Raw genomic sequence first — 22,324 nt, 5'->3', positions numbered from 1 at the left:
AATGTTACATATTTGCCTCTAAATTCACAAACAAAATTTAATTTGAATATCAATACTTTTATCTTTGATCTGGGTGGAGTAATCATCGGGTTAGACGAGCAAGCCACAATTAATTCATTTTCAGAAATAACAGCAACCTCTCCAATAGAAATACAGAAAAGGGTTGATAATTCTGACATTTTCCAGCACTATGAAAAAGGGTTGATAAGTAACAAAGCATTTAGAAAAGGGATCAATAAAACATTTGATTGTAACCTCTCTAACCAGCAGGTTGACTACTGCTGGAATGCCATGCTGCTGTCTATTACAACACAAAGACTAGAATTGCTTTCTGCTTTGAGAGAGAAATATAAGGTCATCATCTTGAGCAATACCAACAAAATTCACATTGAAGCATTCAATAAAATCCTTGAAAAGGTATCTGGTAAAGATTCATTGTCTTTCTTTGCCGACTATGTGTTTTTTTCTCATGAATTGAACATGCGGAAACCGGATATTGAAATTTATCGGGAAATACTGACAAAGAGTAAAACAAAAGCCTCAGAAGCTTTGTTTATGGATGATAAGTTAGAAAATTTAGAAGGAGCAAAAAAAGTTGGCATCCACACAAAACTCATCAGTAGTCCTGATCAGGTATTAGAATTGAAACAATATGTTTAAAAATAAAGAGCAGAAGACCAAAGTCATTCAACTGGTATTGTTTGTAGTGACTCTAATTTCTACCACTATTGCCGGAGCTGAATGGATGACCGGCAAATCACTAATATTTACTACACCTGCCATCAACCTGGCCGAACTCCTCAATGGACTCCAATTTTCCATTCCGTTTTTAGGAATACTCACAGTTCATGAATTTGGACATTACTTCACTGCTCAATACCACAAAGTAAAAGTGACCCTGCCTTACTACATACCACTTTGGTTGGGTTTCCTCGGAGGCCCTTCTATAGGCACAATGGGTGCAGTTATCCGAATCAAGGATCACATTGATAGCCGAAAAAAATATTTTGACATAGGAATAGCCGGCCCACTTGCCGGATTTGTGATTGCAGTACTTGTCCTGCACTATGGTTTTACCCACCTTCCTCCTCTTGACTATGTATTCAACATACATCCCGAATATAAACAATGGGGTAGTGACTACCCATTGTATGCCTATCAGGATAAAGACATGGTGGGCATTACACTCGGGCCTAATGTACTGTTCTGGCTGTTCGAAAATTTTGTAGTAACCGACACCTCACTCATTCCTCACCCCAATGAGATGTTGCACTATCCATACCTTTTGGCTGGATATTTAGCGTTGTTTTTTACGGCACTCAATTTATTGCCAATAGGCCAACTGGATGGAGGACATATATTATATGGCCTCATTGGAGGAAAAAATCACAAAAAAGTATCAGCCGGATTGTTTATTATATTCCTTTATTATGCCGGATTGGGAGTTGTCAATCCATTTGTGTTATCAGACTACTTATTGACTGAGATACTTTATTTTGTCTTTCTCTATTACTGTTTTCACAAATTCACCCCAAATATGCGCAACAGGCTCATGTATGCTACCATTATTTTCACAGCCCAATTTACAACTGTATTTATATTTCCAAAAGTGGAAGGATATAGTGGATGGTTGCTTTTTGCCTTTGTATTAGGTCGGTTTTTAGGAGTTTACCACCCTCCTGTTTTGTACGATGAACCACTTGATCTGAAAAGAAAAATTTTAGGCTGGATCTCTCTGGGAGTATTTGTACTTTGTTTTAGTCCACAACCATTTATCATTGATGACAATTATAGCAATGATGACAAGTCTGATACCCCTACATTTCTATCCACTGTAAAACCCTCACCATATTTTACCCTGATAGACAAGCCAAGTTCTATTCCACGTGCATCCAGCATGTTGATAAATTCGGGAGAAGAAATTAAAGTATTTGATTGTTCGCCCTCCGGATCAAAAAACTGAGATTTAAAAGCTCGCACAGCTTCCATACGTTTTTCCCAATGGTCGGACACATCCACCACAAAATCTGGTTGAATCCAATCTGTCTGGATATAATGGTATAAGTTTTTTACCCTCCAAAAATCCTGAACCACACCTTTTGATTTTGTCTCAACCTTTTTCAATCCTGCCATAAAATTAGCTTGTACTACCAACTGCGAAGCTTTGGCATGATCTGGATGGCGATCTCTGATTGCATTGCACAGTATAATGTCAGGTTGGTATTTGCGAATCGCTTTCACCACCTCCAACTGATGTTTTTGGTCATTGGTAAAATGTACGTCATCAAATGCCAGATTTTCCCTTACAGAAAGACCTAGTATTCGTCCTGATGTCACAGCCTCCTGATAACGGATTTCAGGAGTTCCTCTTGTGCCCATTTCTCCACGAGTCAAATCCACAATCCCAACTTTCTTGCCGGAAGCAACCAAAGAAAGGATCGTTCCTCCACAAGACAACTCCGCATCATCAGGGTGTGCCGCAAATACAAGTACATCTAATTTCATATTAACAAAATATTAATCAAAGGCTTAAAAAAATTATTCAATATAAAAGAACTTTCTTTAAAAACCGACAGTTCTTCATGCTACTTTATCAGGTCAGTCTGAGCCTTTGGCCTATCCTCAGAATTGTATTTCGACTTATTCCGTTCAAACGGCAAATCTGATTTATAGATACGCCATACCTATAGCTGATGTGCCCAAGTGTATCGCCACTACGTACTTTATGGTAACGAATTTTTCTTGCTTCTTTTAGATAGGAAAATGTTTCCGGGGTAATTGTAAGGCTATCTGCCAATATACTGTCATTTCCGAAATCGAATACCTGAGTAGGATCAATAGCATTGCCTTCATAACGCACCTCAAAATGCAAATGAGACCCACTACTCCTACCTGTACTCCCCCCTAAGCCAATCACATCGCCAGCCTTCACTTCATCACCTACCCTTACCAGACCCTTCTTAAAATGCCCGTAAAGAGTTTCAAGTCCGTTATAATGCCTCACCAATACGTAATGACCATAACCATAGCGGTCGTAATGCGCAACTCGCACTATACCATCAAATGCTACTTTTACGGAATCTCCAGTATCCAATCTCAAATCAGTGCCATAATGCCACCGCCATCTGCGCAACCCAAACGGTGAGGTAATATGCCCTTTGCTTATAGGCACTGTCCAGGACAATTCCGGATTGGTATAATGCAGGGGAATATTTAAAGTATCCTTAAACTTTTCACCGTCTAATTCATACGGATTCACTTTTTTAGAATCCCAAATCGAATAATATTCCCTAAGTGTCACCCAAACAGAATCTATTTTTAATTGCTCTGAAACCTGAACCGGCACATTGAAATACAACGGTATTTGAGCGGTATCTTCATGCACCAAACTTAGCTCACGCTGTAGGTTTACCTCTTCTGCATACATCATACTATCTAGGTACAAAGTGTCAATGGCAAACGCATCATCACTCACCTCAAATACCGATAACTGCTGTTCAACAACAGGAATCTCTATTTTCTTATTTTTAAACTTAAAAAAATCTCCCAGCCGTTTTTTCTTATTTTGGCTGAGAGATTCATTTGTCATCGTCAGCATTAAAATCAAGGTGACAATGAAAAAATTACTTAATCGCATTAATACATCAAATACTCTATTAAAAAAACTATTTAAAATGACCTTAGCGTGTCTCAAGAGACCAGGCTATCGGCACGCCAACCCACCGCAATCTCTATTTCGGGCTCAAACAATGCCTCTATCCCTCACGCCTATCCCGAAGCAGTAATTTTTTTTAAAGAAGCTATACTGCTTCCGCTTCCTTCGCAGCGAGAAATCTTTCAGCATCCAAAGCCCCCATACATCCACTACCAGCAGCAGTTACCGCCTGACGGTAGATTTTATCAGCAGCATCACCAGTTACAAACACCCCTTCTATTTTTGTTCTGGAAGACCCGGGCTCAACTATCAAATAGCCAGTCTCATCTGTTTCAAGATAATCCTTAAAGATATCTGTATTGGGTTTGTGTCCTATAGCCACAAAAAAACCATTAATATCATATTCTGTTTTTTCTCCTGTCACATTGTTGACTATCCTCATCCCTTCTACTTCTTCTACTCCCAACACTTCTTCTGTGGAACTGTTCCAAAGAATCTCAATGTTGGCATTGTCCATCACCCTTTTTTGCATGATTTTAGAAGCTCTCAACTCATCACGGCGCACAATCAGGTAAACCTTTGGACAAATATTGGACAGATACAGTGCCTCTTCTGCTGCTGTATCTCCTCCTCCCACTACAGCCACTACCTTTCCTTTGTAGAAAAAACCATCACATACTGCACATCCCGACACACCCTTATTTAGCAATCTTGACTCTGACTCCAAACCAAGGTATTTCACACTGGCTCCAGTGGATATAATCACCGACTCAGCCGTGATTTCATGCTTTTCGTCTATGATAACTTTATGTGGATAGGAAGAAAAATCTACGGAAGTAGCCAACCCGAAACGGATATCTGTTCCAAACCTTTCAGCCTGTTTTTGCAAATCCATCATCATTTGAGGGCCACTCACGCCTTCCGCATAGCCCGGAAAGTTTTCAACATCGGTGGTTGTGGTCAGTTGGCCACCCGGCTCACCTCCTGTATATAATACGGGGTTCAATCCCGCTCTTGAAGCGTATATCGCTGCTGTATATCCGGCAGGCCCTGAACCTATAATTAAAACCTTTACATTTTCCTGAGTCATAGTCATTCTGCTTATTCTTAAAAGTATTCAAAATTAATATTTTAACTAACAAGGGAAACAGTACTCAGTTAAAAAAGATTCAAAAATTTGATGGAAAAGAATATTGTTTTTTTGTATCAACTATTTCAGTTGAACTTATTGTTAAAGATAAAACAAACAAAATCAGTCATAAATGAATCATTCTTTAGCAATAAAAAAAAGGAAGTATTCTACTCTTATCAAGAGTAGAATACTTCCTTTTAATAGAATGAAAATGGTAATTAATTAGCCTGCGTTTTCAGCAGCCTTTTTGTTCATTACTTCTGTTTGCCTCTTGATTGAGTTTTCGTGTATCATTTCATAAAGCTCCTTCACGAATTCTTCTTTGAGCAAAAATTTCTTACCCTGCTCGATCCTGTCATTCATAATTTGATCGTAGCGTCCTTTTTGAAGGATGGTGATATTGTGCTCTTTCTTATGCAAGGCAATCTCCTCAGCTACCTGCATCCTGGCTCCCATTACCTCTAATATATCATGGTCAATCTTATCTATTTTTTGCCTCAGTTCTTTCAACCTCAACTCGAAATCCACATCACTGGTTTCCGGTTTACGGATAATCAACCTATCCAATATTTTCTCCAATGTTTTAGGAGTAATCTGCTGTTTTGCATCACTCAACGCATTGTCAGGATCCATGTGGCTTTCGATCATTACACCATTCATCTGAAGGTCGTATGCCTTTTGGCTCACTGGTTCGATCAAAATTCTATTTCCTGAAATATGACTTGGATCACAAATGATAGGAAGATTTGGGATGATTCTTTGCAGTTCCAAAGGAATGCTCCACATAGGCTCATTTCTATATTCAGAATCGCTCAATGGAGAAAATCCACGGTGGATTGCACCCAGCTTAGTGATGCCAGCCTGATTGATCCTTTCCAAAGCACCAATCCACAATTGAAGATCAGGATTGATTGGGTTTTTTACCAATACAGGAATATCTACTCCTTTTAAACAATCAGCGATTTCCTGTACAGAAAATGGGTTCACAGAAGTTCTGGCTCCAATCCAGATAATATCCACGTCATATTTTAAGGCTAACTCTACATGAGAAGCCTTTGCCACTTCTACAGAGGTAAGCAGCCCGGTTTCTTCTTTTACTCTTTTCAACCACCGTAAACCAACCTCACCTATTCCTTCGAAAGAATTGGGTCTGGTTCTTGGTTTCCAGATACCAGCTCTAAATACCTTTATTTTTGGGTTTTTCTTCAGTTCTCTGGCTACAGCCATTACCTGCTCTTCGCTTTCTGCGCTACACGGCCCGGAAATCACAAGCGGTTCAGTGAGCCCTGGTATCCAGTTCTCAATGGGTGATAGATTTAAATTTACTTTCATTCTATTTTGTATTAATTATTGACTTTAATTTTCTATTATTGATTCTTTATCAGGTTTGGTATTCAATCCTTTGAGATCAATACCATCCAATACTTTTCTGATTTGGTTGGCATTTTTCATGGCATCATACATACCTTCTACATTTTCATTGTCCACCATCGCTTTAAACTCCTTCAGGTTTTGAATGTATGTACCTAAAGACTTAGAAATATGTTCTTTATTTTGTGCAAAAATAGGTGCCCACATATTCGGTGAGCTTTTAGCCAGCCTTACAGTTGACGCAAAACCACTACCCGCCATATTGAAAATACTCTTTTCGTCTTTTTCTATTTCCAATACTGTTTGTCCCAACACAAATGAACTGATGTGTGACAAATGCGAAACATAGGCAATATGTAAGTCGTGTGCCTGACTGCCCATTTCTATGATTTTCATCCCAAGCACCACATACAATTCTCTGGCAATTTGAGCTGCTTCCGGGGAGCTTTTTTCTATATCACATAGAATCCCTGTCTTGTTTTGGAACAATGAATCAAATGCTGCTTCCGGTCCGCTATTTTCGGTACCTGCAATAGGATGCGAAGCTACAAATGCCTTTCTGTTGGGATGGTTGTCTATAGACTTACACAACTCTCCTTTAGTTGAGCCCATGTCTATTACCACAGCATTCAATTGAATATTATCCAAAATTCGTGGCAGCAAAGCTGTAATTTGATCCACAGGTATTGCAATGACTACTACATCCGATTTTTTTACCCCTTCAAGTAAACCGGCAACTTCATCTACCAATCTCAACTCCAAAGCTTTCGCACAGTTGGTTTCATTTTTATCAATACCAATGATATGGTCAGACATACCGGATTTCTTCAGTCTCAATCCTACCGACCCTCCTATCAAGCCCAAACCAATTATTGCCACCGTCATGATATTTGTGCTTTTTTAATTCTATCAATAGATTCTCTGAATTTTTCTTCAGTAGAACACAAAGACACCCTTACAAACCCTTCGCCATTCGATCCGAAAATCGTGCCCGGAGTAATGAATACATTCGCCTTTTGCAAAATCTCATCTATAAACTCCTCACTCTCTCTTCCTTCTGGATTATTGGCCCAAACAAACATACCCACCTGACTTTCGTTATAAGTACACCCGATGATATCCAGCAACTCCTGGGCTATTTGCTTCCTTCTCTTATACACCACATTATTTTCAGCTATCCATTCTTTGGAAAGGCTGAGTGCTACTATAGCAGCTTCCTGTACAGGCTTAAACATACCGGAATCCACATTGGATTTCACTTTCAATATGGCGTTGATGTAGTCTTTGTTTCCAGAGACCATTCCTACTCTCCATCCCGCCATGTTGTAGGCTTTGCTTAGGGAGTTTAGTTCTAAACAATATTCCTTATTTTCATCTTGCTCCAAGATGCTTTTTGGTGCGTCATTGAGTATAAAACTATAGGGGTTATCGTTACAAATCAGAATATTATTTTCTTTTCCAAAATCGATCAAGTCCTGAAATATCTGTTTTGACCCATCCGCACCTGTTGGCATATTTGGATAGTTCACCCACATAATCCTGGCATTTTTCACTACCTCAGGATCTATGTTTTTCAGGTCTGGTGCCCAATTGTTATCCTTCAATAAATTGTATCGGGCAGGTTTGGCTTCTATCATCTTAGCCACAGCCTCATATGCAGGGTATCCAGGATTCGGAATCAACACTGTATCTCCCGGATTCAAAAAGGCCATAGAAATGTACATCACACCTTCTTTCGACCCCAACAATGGTAAAATCTCAGTTTTCGGATCGAGCGACACATTAAAATGTGTCTTGTAAAAATCAGCGATTGCTATTCTCAATTCCTCTATAGATCGGTACGATTGGTAGCCATGTGAATTTTTATTGTGAGCTGAAGCACTCAAAGCATCAACCACACTGTCTGCCGGTGCAAGATCAGGAGAACCAATACCCAAATTGATAACATCCTTGCCTGCTGCATTCATCTGCCTGATCTCTTCAAGTTTTCTTGAAAAGTAGTATTCCTGAACACTATTTAATCTATCTGCTGTTTGTATCATTTCAGTACCGGTATAGTTTCCACTTGTGATGGACTGTTTCCTCGTTTATACTCCCCTAATATTCTAAGTGAACTTGACATCTGCCTGATTTCGTTCATGGCTTTTTGGAAATTATCATAATCATCCCACACCAAATCAATATTGAAAGAATACATATAAGGTTGTCCTAAAATGGGTATGGATTGAATTTTGGTCATATTGAGCCTGTAGTTCTTAAAAATCATGAGCGTATCAGCCAGGCTTCCCGGCTCATGGTTTGTCACCAAACTCAATGAAGCTTTTTCAGGTATCTGATCATATCCATTCATCCTTCCTTTCAATATCAAAAACCTGGTATAGTTTTCCTTATTGGTTTCAATATTTTCCTCAAGCACTTCAAGGTCAAAAATTTCTGCTGCTCTGTGGCTGGCAATAGCAGCACAATCCATCATTTTGTTGTCCTTTATCATTCTCGCACTATCTGCTGTATCTTCAGCTTCATGAAGTTTGATATGAGGATGCTGCCCTAAAAAATCAGCGCATTGCAGCAAAGCCATGGGATGAGAATATACATTGTTGATGTTTTCAATCTTCACACCATGGTTGACCAAAAAACTCATTTCAATTCTGCAATACACCTCACCCGATATTTCCAGGTCATACTCACTCATTAAGGCATAGTTGGGCAAAATACTGCCTGCTATGGTATTTTCGATAGCCATCACAGCATAATCCAGTTCCTTGTTACTGACAGACTTAGCCATTGACCTAAAATCACCAAAAGGCTGAATTTCATAATCTTCGCTATGAAAATAAAGAGATGCTGCCAAATCATGGAATGAACCTTTTACACCTTGTATGCCTATCTTCATTATTACTATTGTTAAATTTTGGTCATAAAAAAAGCCCCTTTAGTTTGGGGCTTATAATTATTTCTTATGGCATATAGAACTAACTTTTTGACCCCTTTGATTGAGTAAAGAAATAAAAATAAAAGTAGTATCCGTATGCTTTTTTCATTGCTCTGAATTTTGAGGCACAAATATTGGTTCAAAATTTTATAAAAAAAAATAAAAACGTGAATAAGTGCGAAAACATAGCACGTTTTATGTGAAGATTGCTATTATGTCAAAGAAACTACTCAGATAGTTCTAAGTTTTTAATGGAGTAGTAAAATTTTAAAAGTTAAATTGCAACCAATTTCAACCAATTGCATTTAGTTAAGTAGTCTATATCAACAATACATGAAGTACCTCGCTCTGATTTTACTCTCCATCTTTACACACCTTTCCTGGGCGCAAAATCCGGCAAATACCAAAGGTATCACCAGCATGGACAAAGGATATGATGCGATGCTGGATGGAGAATATGAAAAAGCTGATGAACTCTTCAGGTACGCCATGAAGAATATAGACAAGCTACCCAGCCAATTGACTTACTATTTTGGCAGAAATTCATTTCATCTGAAAAAATATAAACAAGCCATCAATTGGCTAAATAAATATGTAGAACTCAAAGGAACAAGTGGTCAGTATTTTGATGAAACCATCAAGTACCTTGAGTTGGCTAACAAAGAGTATCTGCTTATCAGAGATCAGGAAATAGCACAAACCGAGCAGATTTTTGACAATGACAGTCGAATTGATTGTCCCGGAGATAAAGTTCTCTGCCCATTGTGCAAAGGAACCGGGGTAGTAATTACCGCTGGTGCATTTGACCTCAAGTACGAAACCTGCAAATATTCGGGTATTGAAGGAATAATTACCTGTGAAGAATACAACTTGTTTTTAAAAGGGCAACTCAAACCTAAGTCAGAAAGGGAGGCAGAAAAACAAGAATAGTACCGACTCAATTGATGGATCCCATTACCCTTTTCATAAAACCATTCAAAGCTTCCTTCTGACCGACCCCCTTTTTCATTTCAGCATTTACTTCCAAAGAACCATACAGGTTTGAGAGTAGCTCTCCGATCACTTCCAACTCTTCGTCCTTTAAGCCATTGGCTTCAGACAAGTGCTCCAGCAATTCTATAGATTCTAAAACAAAATCTTCATCTTTCTCCTCGATGAACCCAACTATGTGCTTAATTACTGGCAACTTCATTCAATACTTCGTTTATGGTTTCGATTTTATTTCCGGCCGCCTGTGATACAAGCACACTATCTTTGAATCCTGCAAATGTTGGCAAGTTTTTTACTTCTACAAATGCTCTGGAATTTGGCAGTTTTTCTGCATCCACATATATGAATTGGATACCTTCATTCTCTGCGGCCAATCTTTTGAATTTTGGTTTGATCAGGCGGCAATTTCCACACCAGCTTGCACCGTATTGAACAATCACCCTTTGGTTTTGACTTATGATGTCACCCAAATTATCTTCTGCTAATTCTATCATTTTTTTATTTCAATTTGTTTTTTTACGAATACAAAATTGAAAAGGAATGAATCGAATCAACCATAGATTACATCTATAATATCAATGTTTCAATAAACTTTAATGATGGATTAAAGCCTATTGTTTCCAGGGCAAAGGCATTTAAAAATTCTACTATCCCCAGGCGTGTTCTGGGGTCTGTTAGGGTTGACTACAACTTCATGGGATACCGTACGGTAGGAGGTTTCTGTTTTTAAATGCGTTTGCCCTGCTATTGTTTCAAACTAATGAAACTACTTCTTAATTTGAGATACTTCGATTGTCCAGGCATACTTTGATGGAGGGTTTTTCTGTAAGGATTTAGGAATACCCACCACAAAGCCATTTCCTTTTTTTGTCCATTTCAATTTTGTATTGCTACCAAGCAAAGAAACCTGTGCTCCCTGAGCAGGTTGGTTAGATGTTACCACTATCTCAGATGGCATTTCAGTTTGTCCTTCTGCTGCCAAATAGAAGAAATAGGCACTTCCATCGTTTTGCTGCGTCATTCCAATATTCCCTTCTTTAAAAGGAGCAATAGGCTTGCTGTTGTAAATAGCTTCACCATTTACTTTTATCCAATCTCCAAATTCGGCTAGTAAATCATAAGCCCCCTGCTGCCATTTACCATCAGGAGTAGGTGCTATATTCAGCAACAGGTTGCCTCCTTTTATAACAATATCCACCAACATGTGAATTCCGGTACGTCCACTCATATATTTAGCATTGGGTGTATGCGCCCAACCACCACCGGAAATAATACATGACTCCCAGGGATATGGTAAAAGTTTTTCGGGAATTCTGTTTTCAGGAGTAAGATAATTTTGATTTTTACCATGAACAGCCCTGTCAACAACGATCAACCCGGGTTGTTTTTTTCTGGCTTTAGCCACCAAATCATCCATGCGGATATCCTGATTCACAGTCCTTTCTTTGATAAATCCGGAAGATGCACCAGCAAGTTTTCCTTTATAAGCATTTTGTATATTCTCTTCTGATTTTTTAGCTACCCATCCACCGTCTAACCATAGAATATCGACTTTACCATAGTCGGTAAGCAATTCCATGATTTGGTTGTGAGTGAAATCTACATATTTATCCCACTTTTTAGGATATAGCTCAGGGTCGTAATTGACATTACGATCCAATGGAGGGAAATAAGGATCCCAATAGTATGGCGAATGCCAATCCGGTTTAGAAAAATAAGCTCCTGTCCATAACCCTTCATTTCTAAATGCGTCAAATATTTCCTTAGTCACATTTGCTTTGGGATTACTTGAAAAAGGACAATTTGGATCAGTTATTTTGTAGTCCGTATATTTGGAATCAAACATTGAAAAGCCATCATGATGTTTGGTGGTAAATACAACGTATTTCATCCCGGCATCTTTAGCGGCTTTAGCCCACTTTTCCGGAGCAAAATTTACAGGATTAAAAGTTTTTTGTAGTCCTTCGTACTCTTTTTTGTACTCGAAGTAATTTTGGGGATTCTCTCCCTTCTTCCTCTCACACCATCCATAATCTTCAGGACAAAGTGACCAGGATTCTACTATTCCCCACTGGCTATAAGCACCCCAGTGCATCAACAATCCAAACTTAATATTTTGCCATTCTTCAAGTTTTTGCAAGACCTGTGGATCAGTCTCCGGCACATAGCGTTCGTCTTCATATATGGCTTGTGCAAAAGAATTGGCTTGCACAAACAGAATGAGTAACAGTAATTTAATTTTCATGACAATGGATCTAATGTTCTTTATAAATAAACACAAAAATGCCGGAATCGGGTGACAATACTTACTCGGTTAAACTCTTTTTTTCATCCATTTATCCACCACAATTGTTTCCAACTATTCCCCGTGTCATTTTGTTGAATTATCCCCGGAGTACTTCTTCCTTCCAAAATGTATTTGGTCAAAAGCTTTTTCAATTCATCTACTTTCTGTGGATTAGATGCCTGTAGATTGTCCTTTTCTCCAGGATCATTCATCAGGTTGTACAATTGCACCTCCGGCAACCCTTCCAATGCTTTTTTGTTATTTGGAGTAGGGAAACTCCACCCTCCTGAACCGGGACACATGATCAACTTCCAGGCTCCCTGCCTGATGGCAAAACTGCCATTGATCGAATGGTGAACTGTCGCTTCTCTAAAAGGAGTTGCCAATTTTTTCTGATCAAAAAGTGGCAGCATGTTGTAACTATCTTCTGCTTCCGAATCTTTGAGTTGATAACCAGTAATGGCAGCACAAGTAGCAGCAAAATCTGTAGTACATATTATTTCATCAGAGACCGATCCTTTAGCTATCCTGCCTGGCCATTTTACAATAAAAGGAACCCTGTGTCCTCCCTCAAATATATCAGCTTTGTGTCCACGATAAACGTAACTTGGGTAATGTCCCTTTTCTGTCATTTCCTCGATTTTCGCCGCAGGAGAACAACCATTATCACTGGTGAAAATAATGAGTGTATTTTCTTCAATACCAGCTTCTTTTATAGCTGTATTCAATTGCCCGACATAATCATCTACCATCATCACAAAATCGGCATAGGGATTAATCCCACTTTTATCCTGCCACTCTTGCGTAGGCAAAATAGGAGTGTGAGGGGAAGGCAGTGGCAAATACAAAAAGAACGGATTTTCATCTTGTGCATGCTCTTTCACATATTTTATCCCCCTTCTAAAAAAATTGGGTGTAACGTCTTCATGAATAAAATCGCCGGAAGTATGTCCTTCTCTCCACCATGAATATTTTCCCTTATTAACAGTAGTAGAATCCGGAATCATTGTTGCCATTCCATTTTCCACATACACATAAGGTGCCATGTCAAGAGAACCGCAATGCCCATAGGCATAATCAAACCCCAAGTCGTTAGGATTGTTTTTTACAGGTTTGGAATAGTCTATTTTGTCAAAGTCTTTGAAATTCCAACCCTCCCCTGACTCACTTGTTGAATCTTTCGTCCCCCAATCCCATCCCAAGTGCCACTTACCTATATAAGCAGTACTATAACCACTCTTTTTTAGTATGGAAGCAGCGGTCGTCCTTGTATTTGGAATCAATGCTTTTGACTTTCCTGTCAATACTCCGTTTTTAAGTTTACTTCTCCAATTGTACCTGCCAGTTATTATACCATACCGTGTGGGCGTACATACCGAAGAGGACGTATGAGCATCTGTGAATTTCATTCCTTCAGCTGCCAGCCGATCCAGATGAGGAGTCTTTATTTTACTGTTTTCATTAAAAGCAGCTACATCGCCATATCCTAAATCATCAGCAAGTATGTATATGATATTGGGTTTCTCTACTTTTTGCTTATCAGTTTTTTGTTGACAAGAAAATACCAGTAAAATCAGGCATACTAAAATTGAGTTTGGAAAATTGATATTCATAGATAGGGCTTTTTAATAGTTTCTATTTTCAAAGAGGATATACTTTGCAATATTAGACCAAATGAAAGCTTTTAATCAAGTACTTTCTTCGCTCATAACACCTTTTATTTTGCATTAAAGAAGAATTAACCTGTAGTTTGAAAATGATTCTAACCCACACCACAATTTAAGTCCGGTTAATTGAATCAATTTGTCAACTCATTACCTTTTTCTATAGCTTAATAATAGCAATACCAATGGCACTGTCCAGTTGGCACCTCGCTCGACAAAGGCTAAAATTGACTCTCCGGAAAGTGGACGTATGAGTGCTGTAGAAAAAGCCCAAAATGCACACCAATACAGCACTGGTCGTAAAGGTTTAATCAAAACTGAAATGGCTAATAGAATATCCAATGCTCCTATGAAAGTCATGGCGTTTACAGCCAAATCACCTGTAATGCCAACTGTTGCCAAATATGGCAACCACTTCGGATTACCCACAAAGGCGATAGTACCGTGTCCCACAAATGTGGCAAAGACACCAATTCTTAACAGCCAGATAATCCATTTCATAAGATCATCACTAGATTGAGTCGTAGTATTCGTCATTTCCATTTAATATATTTTATAGTTGAAATAAGTTTCCAATTGGTAGTAAGGTTATCAAATTCACATTTACAACAACAAAAAATCAAACATAAAAAACCATGCCAATAAGTCTATATGAAAAATAGAATCACATTTCTATGGTGATACCTTCTTCACTCCTTTGGTCACTTCCTTTTGCCAGTTATTCAGTTTTGCCCACAACTCCTGCTTCAATTGTGGTTTGACACCTGACAGATCTTTTGTTTCGGACAAATCTTCCTTCAAATTGTAAAGCTGTGGCTCATTTTCCTGATTTAGTTGCAGCAACTTCCAATCTCCGCTACGTATGGCAACTGACTGTTTGCTGCCATCATTACTATAATGTCTCCAAAACAAATCTCTTTCTGGTAATGTTGCATTTTCCAACAATACTCCTGAAATATCAATACCATCCCAATCAGTATTTGTTTTTCCTCCAACCAATGACATCATAGTTGGTAACAAATCCATGGTCATAGTTGTTTGATTGCTTTCCTGATTTGGTTTAATCTTTCCCGGCCACCAGGCAATGGCTGGCACTCTGTGTCCTCCTTCCCATACCGAACCTTTACTACCATGAAGACCACCGCTACTACCGAGGTTTGCTGGTCCATTGTCAGAGCAGAAAAACACCAAAGTGTTTTTCTCAAGATTAAGTGACTTTAACGTTTTGATAACTTCTCCAATACCCTCATCCATGACTTCTATCATCTCTTTGTATGTTACTTTCAGATTCTCTTCCGGATTGCTGGCCTGATTATCCCCTATTACTCTAAATGGCTTTGATTTCCTTCCCTGTATAGGGCCATGTGGTGCTTCGTGTGGAATGTACAAAAAGAAATTATCGTCTTTATGTTTATTTATAAACGCTAACGAATGCTTGGTAATCAAATCAGTAGAATAGCCCTCTTCTTTTTGAAGCTTATTTTGCCACCACCAGTCTTCATGTGCTTCCTGATCGATATGAGAATGATAGTCCACATTGCCACTGACATAGCCAACAAATTCATCAAAACCCTGATGAACGGGGTTGTATCGCTCAGGGTAGCCAAGATGCCATTTTCCTACCATACCAGTCACATATCCTTCAGCTTTCATAGCATCTGCAAAGGTGATCTCTTCAAGTGCCAGGCCAACTTCCCGGTGGCTTTTAGCAGTAACTACTCCTTCTACTCCTACCCGTTGCTGGTATTTGCCCGTAACCAAAGCCGCTCTGGTCGGGCTGCAAACTGCCCCATTAGAATGAAAATCCGTAAACCGAATGCCTTCCTCTGCCATTCTATCCAGATTAGGTGTATTGATCGTAGCATTCCCAAAACCACTCAAATCTCCATAGCCCAAATCATCAGCCATTATGATAATAATGTTGGGTTTTTCATTCGATATCTCTTTGCTTGACCCTGATTCTTTGGTAGTACAATTAGCAGTAAAAATTAGTATTGAAAGTGCTAAAAGAAAGTTTATCCTGAAATTCGTACACATTATATTTTCTATTTTTTATTCTTTTTCTTTCTCAAATCTGCCAGAGCCTGTTCCTTTTCCATAAAAACAACCAGTTTTTCTTTAGATTCTCTTCCTTCCAGAGCTTCCAAAGCTACATCTTCAGTTTCTTGCATCCATTTCTTTAGTCTGTTTCTATAAATTTCGATTTCTGCCTGATAATCCTCATCTTCAATCAGATTAATCAGGGCATCCGGATCTTTTTCCAAATCATAAAACTCTTCCAGTACCCTATGAGAAAACAAATCTACCCTTTGAGCAATAGCACTATCAGTTTTTGCAGCCTCCTGCATGGCTTTAAATGTCCTGCCTGACTGAGACTCGTTTTTAAATACCCTTTCGCCATCTGACCATGCGTTGAAAATGTAAGCATACTTACTGCTTTGAACCGCACGCATCGGAAACCTGTTCTTTGCCGAAGTTTCATGGAATTGCGTAAAAACAAACTCCCGGTCATCTTGATCCTCTCCTTTCAAAAGAGGCACAAAAGAACGCCCATCGACTGTTTTCGGAATTTCTATGCCCAAGACCTCCAATACTGTAGGCATAAAATCTATACCGGAGATAAAATGTTTTTTATTGATACTTCCTTGCGTTACCACATCAGGCCATCGAACAATCCAAGGCGTTTTTGTACTATTGAGATAGCAATTGGTTTTAGCAAAAGGCAATGCCATACCATGATCTGAAAGAAACATTAGGAGCGTATTTTTCGCTTCTCCACTTTCTTCCAAAGCTTTTAGTACAGCACCAACCACATCGTCTGCACGACGGACAGAAGTGTAATATTCTGACATTTCTAATCTTACGTCAGGGATATCAGGTAAAAATGCTGGTACTTCTATTTCATCAGACTTGTATATTTTGGATGAAGGAACAATATCCTTCCCTTTATAAGCTCTTTTCTCCTGATCACTATTGGAAAACGGACGATGGGGATCGTTAGCATTAGCCATTAAATAAAATGGTTTTTTGGCTTCACCAGCTTGCTTTAAAAAGGCTTTAGTTTCCTCATAGTACCTGTTGGCATCTCTGCCCATGCCCATGTGCTCTGCCTGAGTGCGCACCACATCCCAAGGCGTGTTTTCCTTAGGTGAAGAATGCTTGGTTTTGCTCAACACACCAGTGTAATACTGATGCTGTTTCAATATTTCCACAATAGTGGGAATATCTTTATCAGTATGAAAAAAACCTTCAATTCCACTCCTGTGGGGATACATGCCTGTAGCCAATACACCCCGACTGGGCTGACAAACCGCAATGGTGACATGGGCATTTTCAAACCGCATGCCTTGTGATGCCAGTTTGTCGATATTGGGTGTAGTGCCAGAGACAACAGCTCCAAACGCTCCTACAGAATTGTAGTTCATATCATCAACCGTGATAAGGAGGACATTGGGCTTTACATCATTATTTTTTGTTTCACAAGATGCAAGCAATACAGCAAGCATAAACAACGGACGGAAAAGATGGAGCTGGTTTTTTTTCATGAAATCATATTTAACTATAAGTCGGCCCGGTCATGCAGAACCCTCAACTATTTTTATTTCCTCTTCGGTAAGCCCATACAATGTATATACCAGTTGATCTACTTCTGCTTCCAAGGCATTTGTGTCTGCATCAGGATTTTCTTTTTTGAGGGCAAGGATTTCGTTGACTTTATTCTCGACTACTCCTTCATAATCTGATGCACTCTCAATAATTGGAAGCTTTTTAATATACTGGACTTTCAATTCTTTATATCCGCCACGTCTCCCAATCGCCCAAATATTTAATAAGAATTCAAAAAGTTTTGAATTAAGTAATCCCAAAAGGTATTTGCTATTCGATTTAATAACAAACCCAGTCATATCAATCAATACATTGCTTGAAAGAGTAAAATTAGTCCCAAGAGACACATTCGGATAAACTATTACTTCATCAGAGATACTTATAGTCTTGTTTACTTGTTGATATTCATACCATTTTTTAGAACCATTAATCAACCCGTCCTTAATTATTGCCCTTTGACTCAAACCTGTTTCGTTTTTTAAAAGTAATGGTTCTATTTCTTCACTCTCGTCAAGATTGATCAGTTCATAATTTGATGTATATGGAAATATTACATTATTCTTCGAAACTACGGGTTTATATCTTTTAATATCCTTACCAAATGCATATGGTTTTACAAATTGACTTACTGGTTTTTTAGTTAGAAAACCTTCATTAAAACCTGTTTTAATCCCCACAATTGGTAAATCATATACTAATTCAAAAGATTTTGATTTTTGAACCAACTTTGAAATTAGACTTGATACTTCGGGCTTAAGGAATTTATAATCAGCATCAACAAATCCTTGCTTGCTAATTACCAATTCGGTGGTATCCTTTTTTTTGTAGTCATCAAAGGCGGAAAAATTAAGATTTTCAACATTTGTATAATTAAACATGTAATCACTGTCATAATTACCTTTGAGAACTGATAATATAAATGGATAAGCCGAAACTCCGTCAAAAACTTCTAAATCATTAAAATTAATCCCAAATTGAAGTTGGCTTTCTTTTAATAGATATTCAATCAATTTTTGTCCATAGCCAGCCTCAAGAAATTTTCCAGATGTAATAAATGTAAGGCTTCCTTCTGACCGCAAAATATTCAAACCTAACTCGAAAAAATATACATATATATCGGCTTTGCCAGAATGAACATTAAATGTCTCATTAAGGTATTTGCTATAATCTTTGATTTCCTCCTGCCTGATATACGGTGGATTTCCAACCACCACATCAAAACCCAAAAACGTGCCGTCATCGTCAAGTATTTCGGGAAACTCGAAACGCCACTCAAAGGCATTTTCATAGATTCTGTTGTTTTTGATCTCGTCTATTTCAGTGGAGAGTTTTTCTATCTGCTTTTCTATTTGTTCTATTTCTTTTCTACGTTCTTTCAAAAGCTTTTTGTCCTTGCCATATTGCTCTTCTGGTTCAAAGAGCATATTGCTCGTGCCCCCCCTGCCAACACCCGTCAATTTGAAAAGTTTTTCACCCAATTTGGCCATTTTCACTTTTCTGGGATCGGAATAGTTGGCTATACTGGTCTCAAAAGTGTCTTTGATGGTAGCAATCAACCTTTCAAACTCCCGTTTGTCCTCCTTGTTTTGTGCATTTTTATAGTTGTGGACAGCATTACGATAAGTACTTACGTCCCATTTACTCTTTTTCAATGCCTTACTCAAATCCGAATCCAACCCAAATCTGCTGATCAATGAATTGCCACATTTTATATTGATGTCAATATTGGGTAGGGTTTCAAGTTCTGTGTCATTCTTGTAATAGGCATTTTTTAACAACTCGATCCACAACCTGAGCTGGCATATTTTGACCGAATTGGGGTTGATGTCCACACCAAAAAGGCAGTTTTCTATAACCGTTTGTTTTTCATGGAAAAGGGCTTCCTGCAATCTTTTTTTTTCAGTATTACCAACCATATAATGAAATAAATCCCCATTGTCATCGGTAACAACCAGCTCATCATTCTCAATAGTCAGGTCATAGTCCCTAAATGTTTTCCCTTCCCTGTCCATGAGTATTTTCAGCTCCGACTTTATGGCGATCATTTCATTTAAGGCCGACACTAAAAAGTGACCAGAACCCACAGCAGGGTCACAAATACGCAAACTATTGACGATAGCGTTCGCTTCCTTTTTGTCAACTATCTTATTGTACAGTTCTACAAAATCTTTACATTCCCAGCCCTTTGCTTCATTGAACTTCTGCAATACAGCCCTACGAATAGTCTCCTTGCACATGTACATGGTAATAAATCCAGGAGTATAAAACGAACCATCTTTGTAGCCATTGATCTTTTCAAAAATCAAACCAAGCACCGATGCATTGATCAGTGTCTTGCTTTCTTCCTGTATGTCTTCAGTGCCTTCCGAGCTAAAATCATAGGCATCCAAAAAATCGAAGAGGTAAGTGAGGGTATCCCTTTTTCCAGACAGCTTCTTACTATTTTCATTTTTGAGCACTGTCTGCCCATGCAACTCCAGTTTCAGATTGCTGTCAAGTGAGGTGACAGGCATCACCCTTTCCAATTCTGTAGGTTCAAACAAAGAACTGTTCAGGTAAGGCACATTCATGAACTTTTTATTTACCCTATCCAGACGCTCATCCGTTTTCTTAGCCAACACACCAAAAAACAATGTGCCCAATGCATCATAGTTTGGCACTTTGTTTTGGCTCAGAAATTTATACGCCACATCCCCTTTGTGACAGCCCACCAATTGGGATTCCAACAGTTTGAGGAACAATATCCTGTTGATCCATGTGATACAAAGCTCCAATGCGATAGCATACAGTTGGTCTTCTTTAATACTGCCATATTGAGAAGGTCTGTCCACGTGGTTTAAACAATCCCGTTCGTCCATGATATTGATGGCATTTTCCAGCAAAGAACCATCGTTCCTTTTGCCTTCAGCTTTTCTTCGGATCAGTTTTTTGCCCTTTTCCTTCACCTCTTCCAGACCAATGACATGCAGGAGTTCATTGTAAAACTTCCTATCCAGGCTGTTGCTGTCATTACCCACAGACAGTTTGAGTAAATGCACCGGGGACAATATTTTGTACAAGGCAATTAGCTTGCGACTGTCTTCCTTTTTGTTTAAAAACTGAATAAAATCCCGAAAATCGAAATACGTATATTGCAGTCCCTGTTCTACCTCCTCTATGTATTTACGTGCTATTTCGGTATAAAACAACTCGGTATTGCTACTGTCTTTTTTTCCAGCATTCCAGTCCTCAAACTCTTTGAGCAGTTTGGTGTTTTTATAAAATTTGGTATAAAACTCAGAAGCATCAAAGATGAACCATTCATGCACATTGGTTACTGCCAAATGTTTGATCTCGTTGTTTTCTCCTGCTACCCTTTCCCTGAGGTAATACAAAAGAAGTTCTTGCAATGCTTTTGTATTAAGCTTCTCTCTGGACACCATTTCACCTTTATTAGAAGGCTTTTTCACTTCCAAAAGCACACCAACTTTGCTTTTGGTGGAACGGTCGGTATGGATCACCAGATCGGTTTTCCCTTTGGTATTGATGGCAAAATTGTCTTTATACCATGTATTGTCCAGGAACCGGATTACATCATTTTTGAGGTGTTCTTCACTTTCCTGCTCATCCAGTTCGCCCAGCAAGGCAGAAAGGTTCTTTCTAAATGCCTCCATGGAAACCCGGTCAACCTTTTGTCTTCTGTAGGCTTTGCCCAATGCTTGGTTGAGGATAAATGGCAGCTTTGGCATTCGTATTTTATTGTATCAATGAATAAAGATTTAAATATACTTTATCGTCAGTATTTATGTCTGAATTGTTGGTGATTTTTAAACCATGATTTGGAAAACACACTGGCATTACAATTCCATTACTGGAACAGAAATACTAAAATGGGTTAACTTAAAACCGGATGCATGCCCGTTAATCATTTCCCACCATTGGCAGTTAAATCAGCTCGACATTGGACATCAAGCTCAGGTGGAGAGTTATTGTTTATAATATTGGAAAGAAAGTCGCTGGTTTCCACAGCATAATACATTAGACAATCTTCCACATCACAGTGGTGGCCATTGTCAGTATCCTGATGATCGGTTTGCATGGGTGTCCCGACATTCACCAACCCCAGAAGATGTCCCATCTCATGCCTGAGTACAGTTTGTAATACCAGATTTTCAGAAGGCTGGCCAATTCCTCCGGTTAATTCTCTTATACGCCCTCCCATCAGAGCAAAAGATGTATTTCGGTAAGCCAGGCCCAGTACATTTTCATTGGTATAGGCATCTTCTGTTATGAACATAAAAATGGCCAGTTCCCTGTTCTGGTTATACCCTGTTCTGTTTTGATCTTCGAAGCTTATCAGGTCATTGAGCGAATAAGGAGCCAATCCGGGAGGGGCTACTGTTGACGTGCTGACGGTAATTCCACCTGGTTTCTGCACCAGTGTCTGAAGAAAAGATTTAAAATCATTGATAACGGAGTTGTCTAATTGATAGCCATTTACGGCAACCAGTTCTATTATGATATCATCATATTTCACATTCGATAATATGTCGTTCGCAGAATCACCAACACTCTTTTTGTTGAGATTGGAATCCGGTTGAGGATCTTGATCATCCATTTGATCATTGCCACCTTGGGAACAACCAAAAGCAAGAAACAATACCAACAGGCTTACAACTCTGATTTTTTCTAAAACCTTTCTCATATA

18 protein-coding genes and 1 pseudogene are annotated in these 22,324 nt (G+C 38.8%); 3 read left to right on the top strand and 16 right to left on the bottom strand.

Translation table 11 applies throughout. The features are described 5' to 3' along the window. The first annotated feature begins 42 nt into the window (after window positions 1-42). Entirely contained in the window at window positions 43-660 is a 618-nt protein-coding gene (locus AAOP42_RS15545) for an HAD family hydrolase (protein ID WP_349529462.1), read from the top strand. After that, window positions 653-1,393: pseudogene (locus AAOP42_RS15540) on the top strand (site-2 protease family protein); the annotation flags it as partial. The gene AAOP42_RS15545 and the pseudogene AAOP42_RS15540, both read left to right, overlap by 8 nt. A 395-nt stretch (window positions 1,394-1,788) precedes the next feature. Here AAOP42_RS15540 and bshB1 read toward each other — a convergent pair. The 7 genes from bshB1 to AAOP42_RS15505 all read right to left on the bottom strand — a co-directional run bounded on the left by bshB1 (window position 1,789) and on the right by AAOP42_RS15505 (window position 9,051). Next, entirely contained in the window at window positions 1,789-2,505 is a 717-nt protein-coding gene (bshB1, locus tag AAOP42_RS15535; RefSeq protein ID WP_349529461.1) for a bacillithiol biosynthesis deacetylase BshB1, read from the bottom strand. An 88-nt stretch (window positions 2,506-2,593) separates the two neighbouring features. Further along, window positions 2,594-3,589 carry a peptidoglycan DD-metalloendopeptidase family protein gene (locus AAOP42_RS15530; protein WP_349529460.1) on the bottom strand — a complete coding sequence of 332 codons (996 nt, stop codon included), beginning with the start codon at window positions 3,587-3,589 and terminating at the stop codon, window positions 2,594-2,596. Between the two features lie 211 nt (window positions 3,590-3,800). Beyond that, window positions 3,801-4,745 (bottom strand): thioredoxin-disulfide reductase, encoded by a 945-nt coding sequence (trxB, locus tag AAOP42_RS15525; protein ID WP_349529576.1) that lies wholly within the window; start codon window positions 4,743-4,745, stop codon window positions 3,801-3,803. A 264-nt stretch (window positions 4,746-5,009) separates the two neighbouring features. Further along, the gene (locus AAOP42_RS15520) at window positions 5,010-6,119 is read right to left on the bottom strand and encodes a chorismate mutase (RefSeq protein WP_349529459.1); all 1,110 of its coding nucleotides are present in this window, start codon (window positions 6,117-6,119) and stop codon (window positions 5,010-5,012) included. 24 nt (window positions 6,120-6,143) lie between these two features. Beyond that, window positions 6,144-7,043 carry a prephenate dehydrogenase gene (locus AAOP42_RS15515; protein ID WP_349529458.1) on the bottom strand — a complete coding sequence of 300 codons (900 nt, stop codon included), beginning with the start codon at window positions 7,041-7,043 and terminating at the stop codon, window positions 6,144-6,146. Further along, window positions 7,040-8,200, bottom strand: coding sequence for an aminotransferase class I/II-fold pyridoxal phosphate-dependent enzyme (locus AAOP42_RS15510; RefSeq protein WP_349529457.1), 1,161 nt, complete (start codon window positions 8,198-8,200; stop codon window positions 7,040-7,042). Before AAOP42_RS15510 ends, AAOP42_RS15515 begins: the two co-directional genes overlap by 4 nt. After that, complete coding sequence (locus AAOP42_RS15505) at window positions 8,197-9,051, bottom strand: prephenate dehydratase (protein WP_349529456.1); 855 nt, start codon at window positions 9,049-9,051, stop codon at window positions 8,197-8,199. The genes AAOP42_RS15510 and AAOP42_RS15505 overlap by 4 nt, the downstream gene beginning before the upstream one ends. Window positions 9,052-9,423: 372 nt before the next feature. On the opposite strand from AAOP42_RS15505, the gene AAOP42_RS15500 reads away from it, so the two are divergent. Beyond that, window positions 9,424-10,020, top strand: a complete 597-nt coding sequence (locus AAOP42_RS15500; RefSeq protein ID WP_349529455.1) for a PAAR domain-containing protein — start codon at window positions 9,424-9,426, stop codon at window positions 10,018-10,020. Window positions 10,021-10,027: 7 nt separating this feature from the next. Here AAOP42_RS15500 and AAOP42_RS15495 read toward each other — a convergent pair whose 3' ends face one another. The 9 genes from AAOP42_RS15495 to AAOP42_RS15455 form a co-directional block, all read right to left on the bottom strand. After that, on the bottom strand, window positions 10,028-10,282 hold the full coding sequence (locus AAOP42_RS15495) for a DUF6952 family protein (RefSeq protein ID WP_349529454.1): 255 nt from the start codon (window positions 10,280-10,282) through the stop codon (window positions 10,028-10,030). After that, complete coding sequence (locus AAOP42_RS15490; RefSeq protein ID WP_349529453.1) at window positions 10,263-10,574, bottom strand: thioredoxin family protein; 312 nt, start codon at window positions 10,572-10,574, stop codon at window positions 10,263-10,265. Before AAOP42_RS15490 ends, AAOP42_RS15495 begins: the two co-directional genes overlap by 20 nt. A gap of 272 nt (window positions 10,575-10,846) precedes the next feature. After that, a complete protein-coding gene (locus AAOP42_RS15485) occupies window positions 10,847-12,325 on the bottom strand; it encodes an alpha-L-fucosidase (protein WP_349529452.1) in 1,479 nt (492 codons plus the stop codon). Between the two features lie 83 nt (window positions 12,326-12,408). After that, window positions 12,409-13,980, bottom strand: a complete 1,572-nt coding sequence (locus tag AAOP42_RS15480) for a sulfatase family protein (RefSeq protein WP_349529451.1) — start codon at window positions 13,978-13,980, stop codon at window positions 12,409-12,411. Window positions 13,981-14,181: 201 nt separating this feature from the next. After that, a complete protein-coding gene (locus tag AAOP42_RS15475) occupies window positions 14,182-14,574 on the bottom strand; it encodes a hypothetical protein (protein ID WP_349529450.1) in 393 nt (130 codons plus the stop codon). A 129-nt stretch (window positions 14,575-14,703) separates the two neighbouring features. Then, a complete protein-coding gene (locus AAOP42_RS15470; RefSeq protein ID WP_349529449.1) occupies window positions 14,704-16,068 on the bottom strand; it encodes a sulfatase-like hydrolase/transferase in 1,365 nt (454 codons plus the stop codon). Window positions 16,069-16,076: 8 nt separating this feature from the next. Next, a complete protein-coding gene (locus AAOP42_RS15465) occupies window positions 16,077-17,576 on the bottom strand; it encodes a sulfatase family protein (protein WP_349529448.1) in 1,500 nt (499 codons plus the stop codon). A 30-nt stretch (window positions 17,577-17,606) separates the two neighbouring features. Beyond that, on the bottom strand, window positions 17,607-21,365 hold the full coding sequence (locus AAOP42_RS15460) for a type IIG restriction enzyme/methyltransferase (RefSeq protein WP_349529447.1): 3,759 nt from the start codon (window positions 21,363-21,365) through the stop codon (window positions 17,607-17,609). Window positions 21,366-21,541: 176 nt separating this feature from the next. Then, window positions 21,542-22,321 carry a peptidase gene (locus AAOP42_RS15455; RefSeq protein ID WP_349529446.1) on the bottom strand — a complete coding sequence of 260 codons (780 nt, stop codon included), beginning with the start codon at window positions 22,319-22,321 and terminating at the stop codon, window positions 21,542-21,544. Between the last annotated feature and the right edge of the window lie 3 nt (window positions 22,322-22,324).

Origin of the sequence: Reichenbachiella sp. MALMAid0571 (genome assembly GCF_040151475.1) — a bacterium.
Taxonomy (GTDB): domain Bacteria; phylum Bacteroidota; class Bacteroidia; order Cytophagales; family Cyclobacteriaceae; genus CAXBNB01.
The sequence above is the reverse complement of the archived record's forward strand: the minus strand, read 5'-3'. Positions and strand labels throughout refer to the sequence as shown.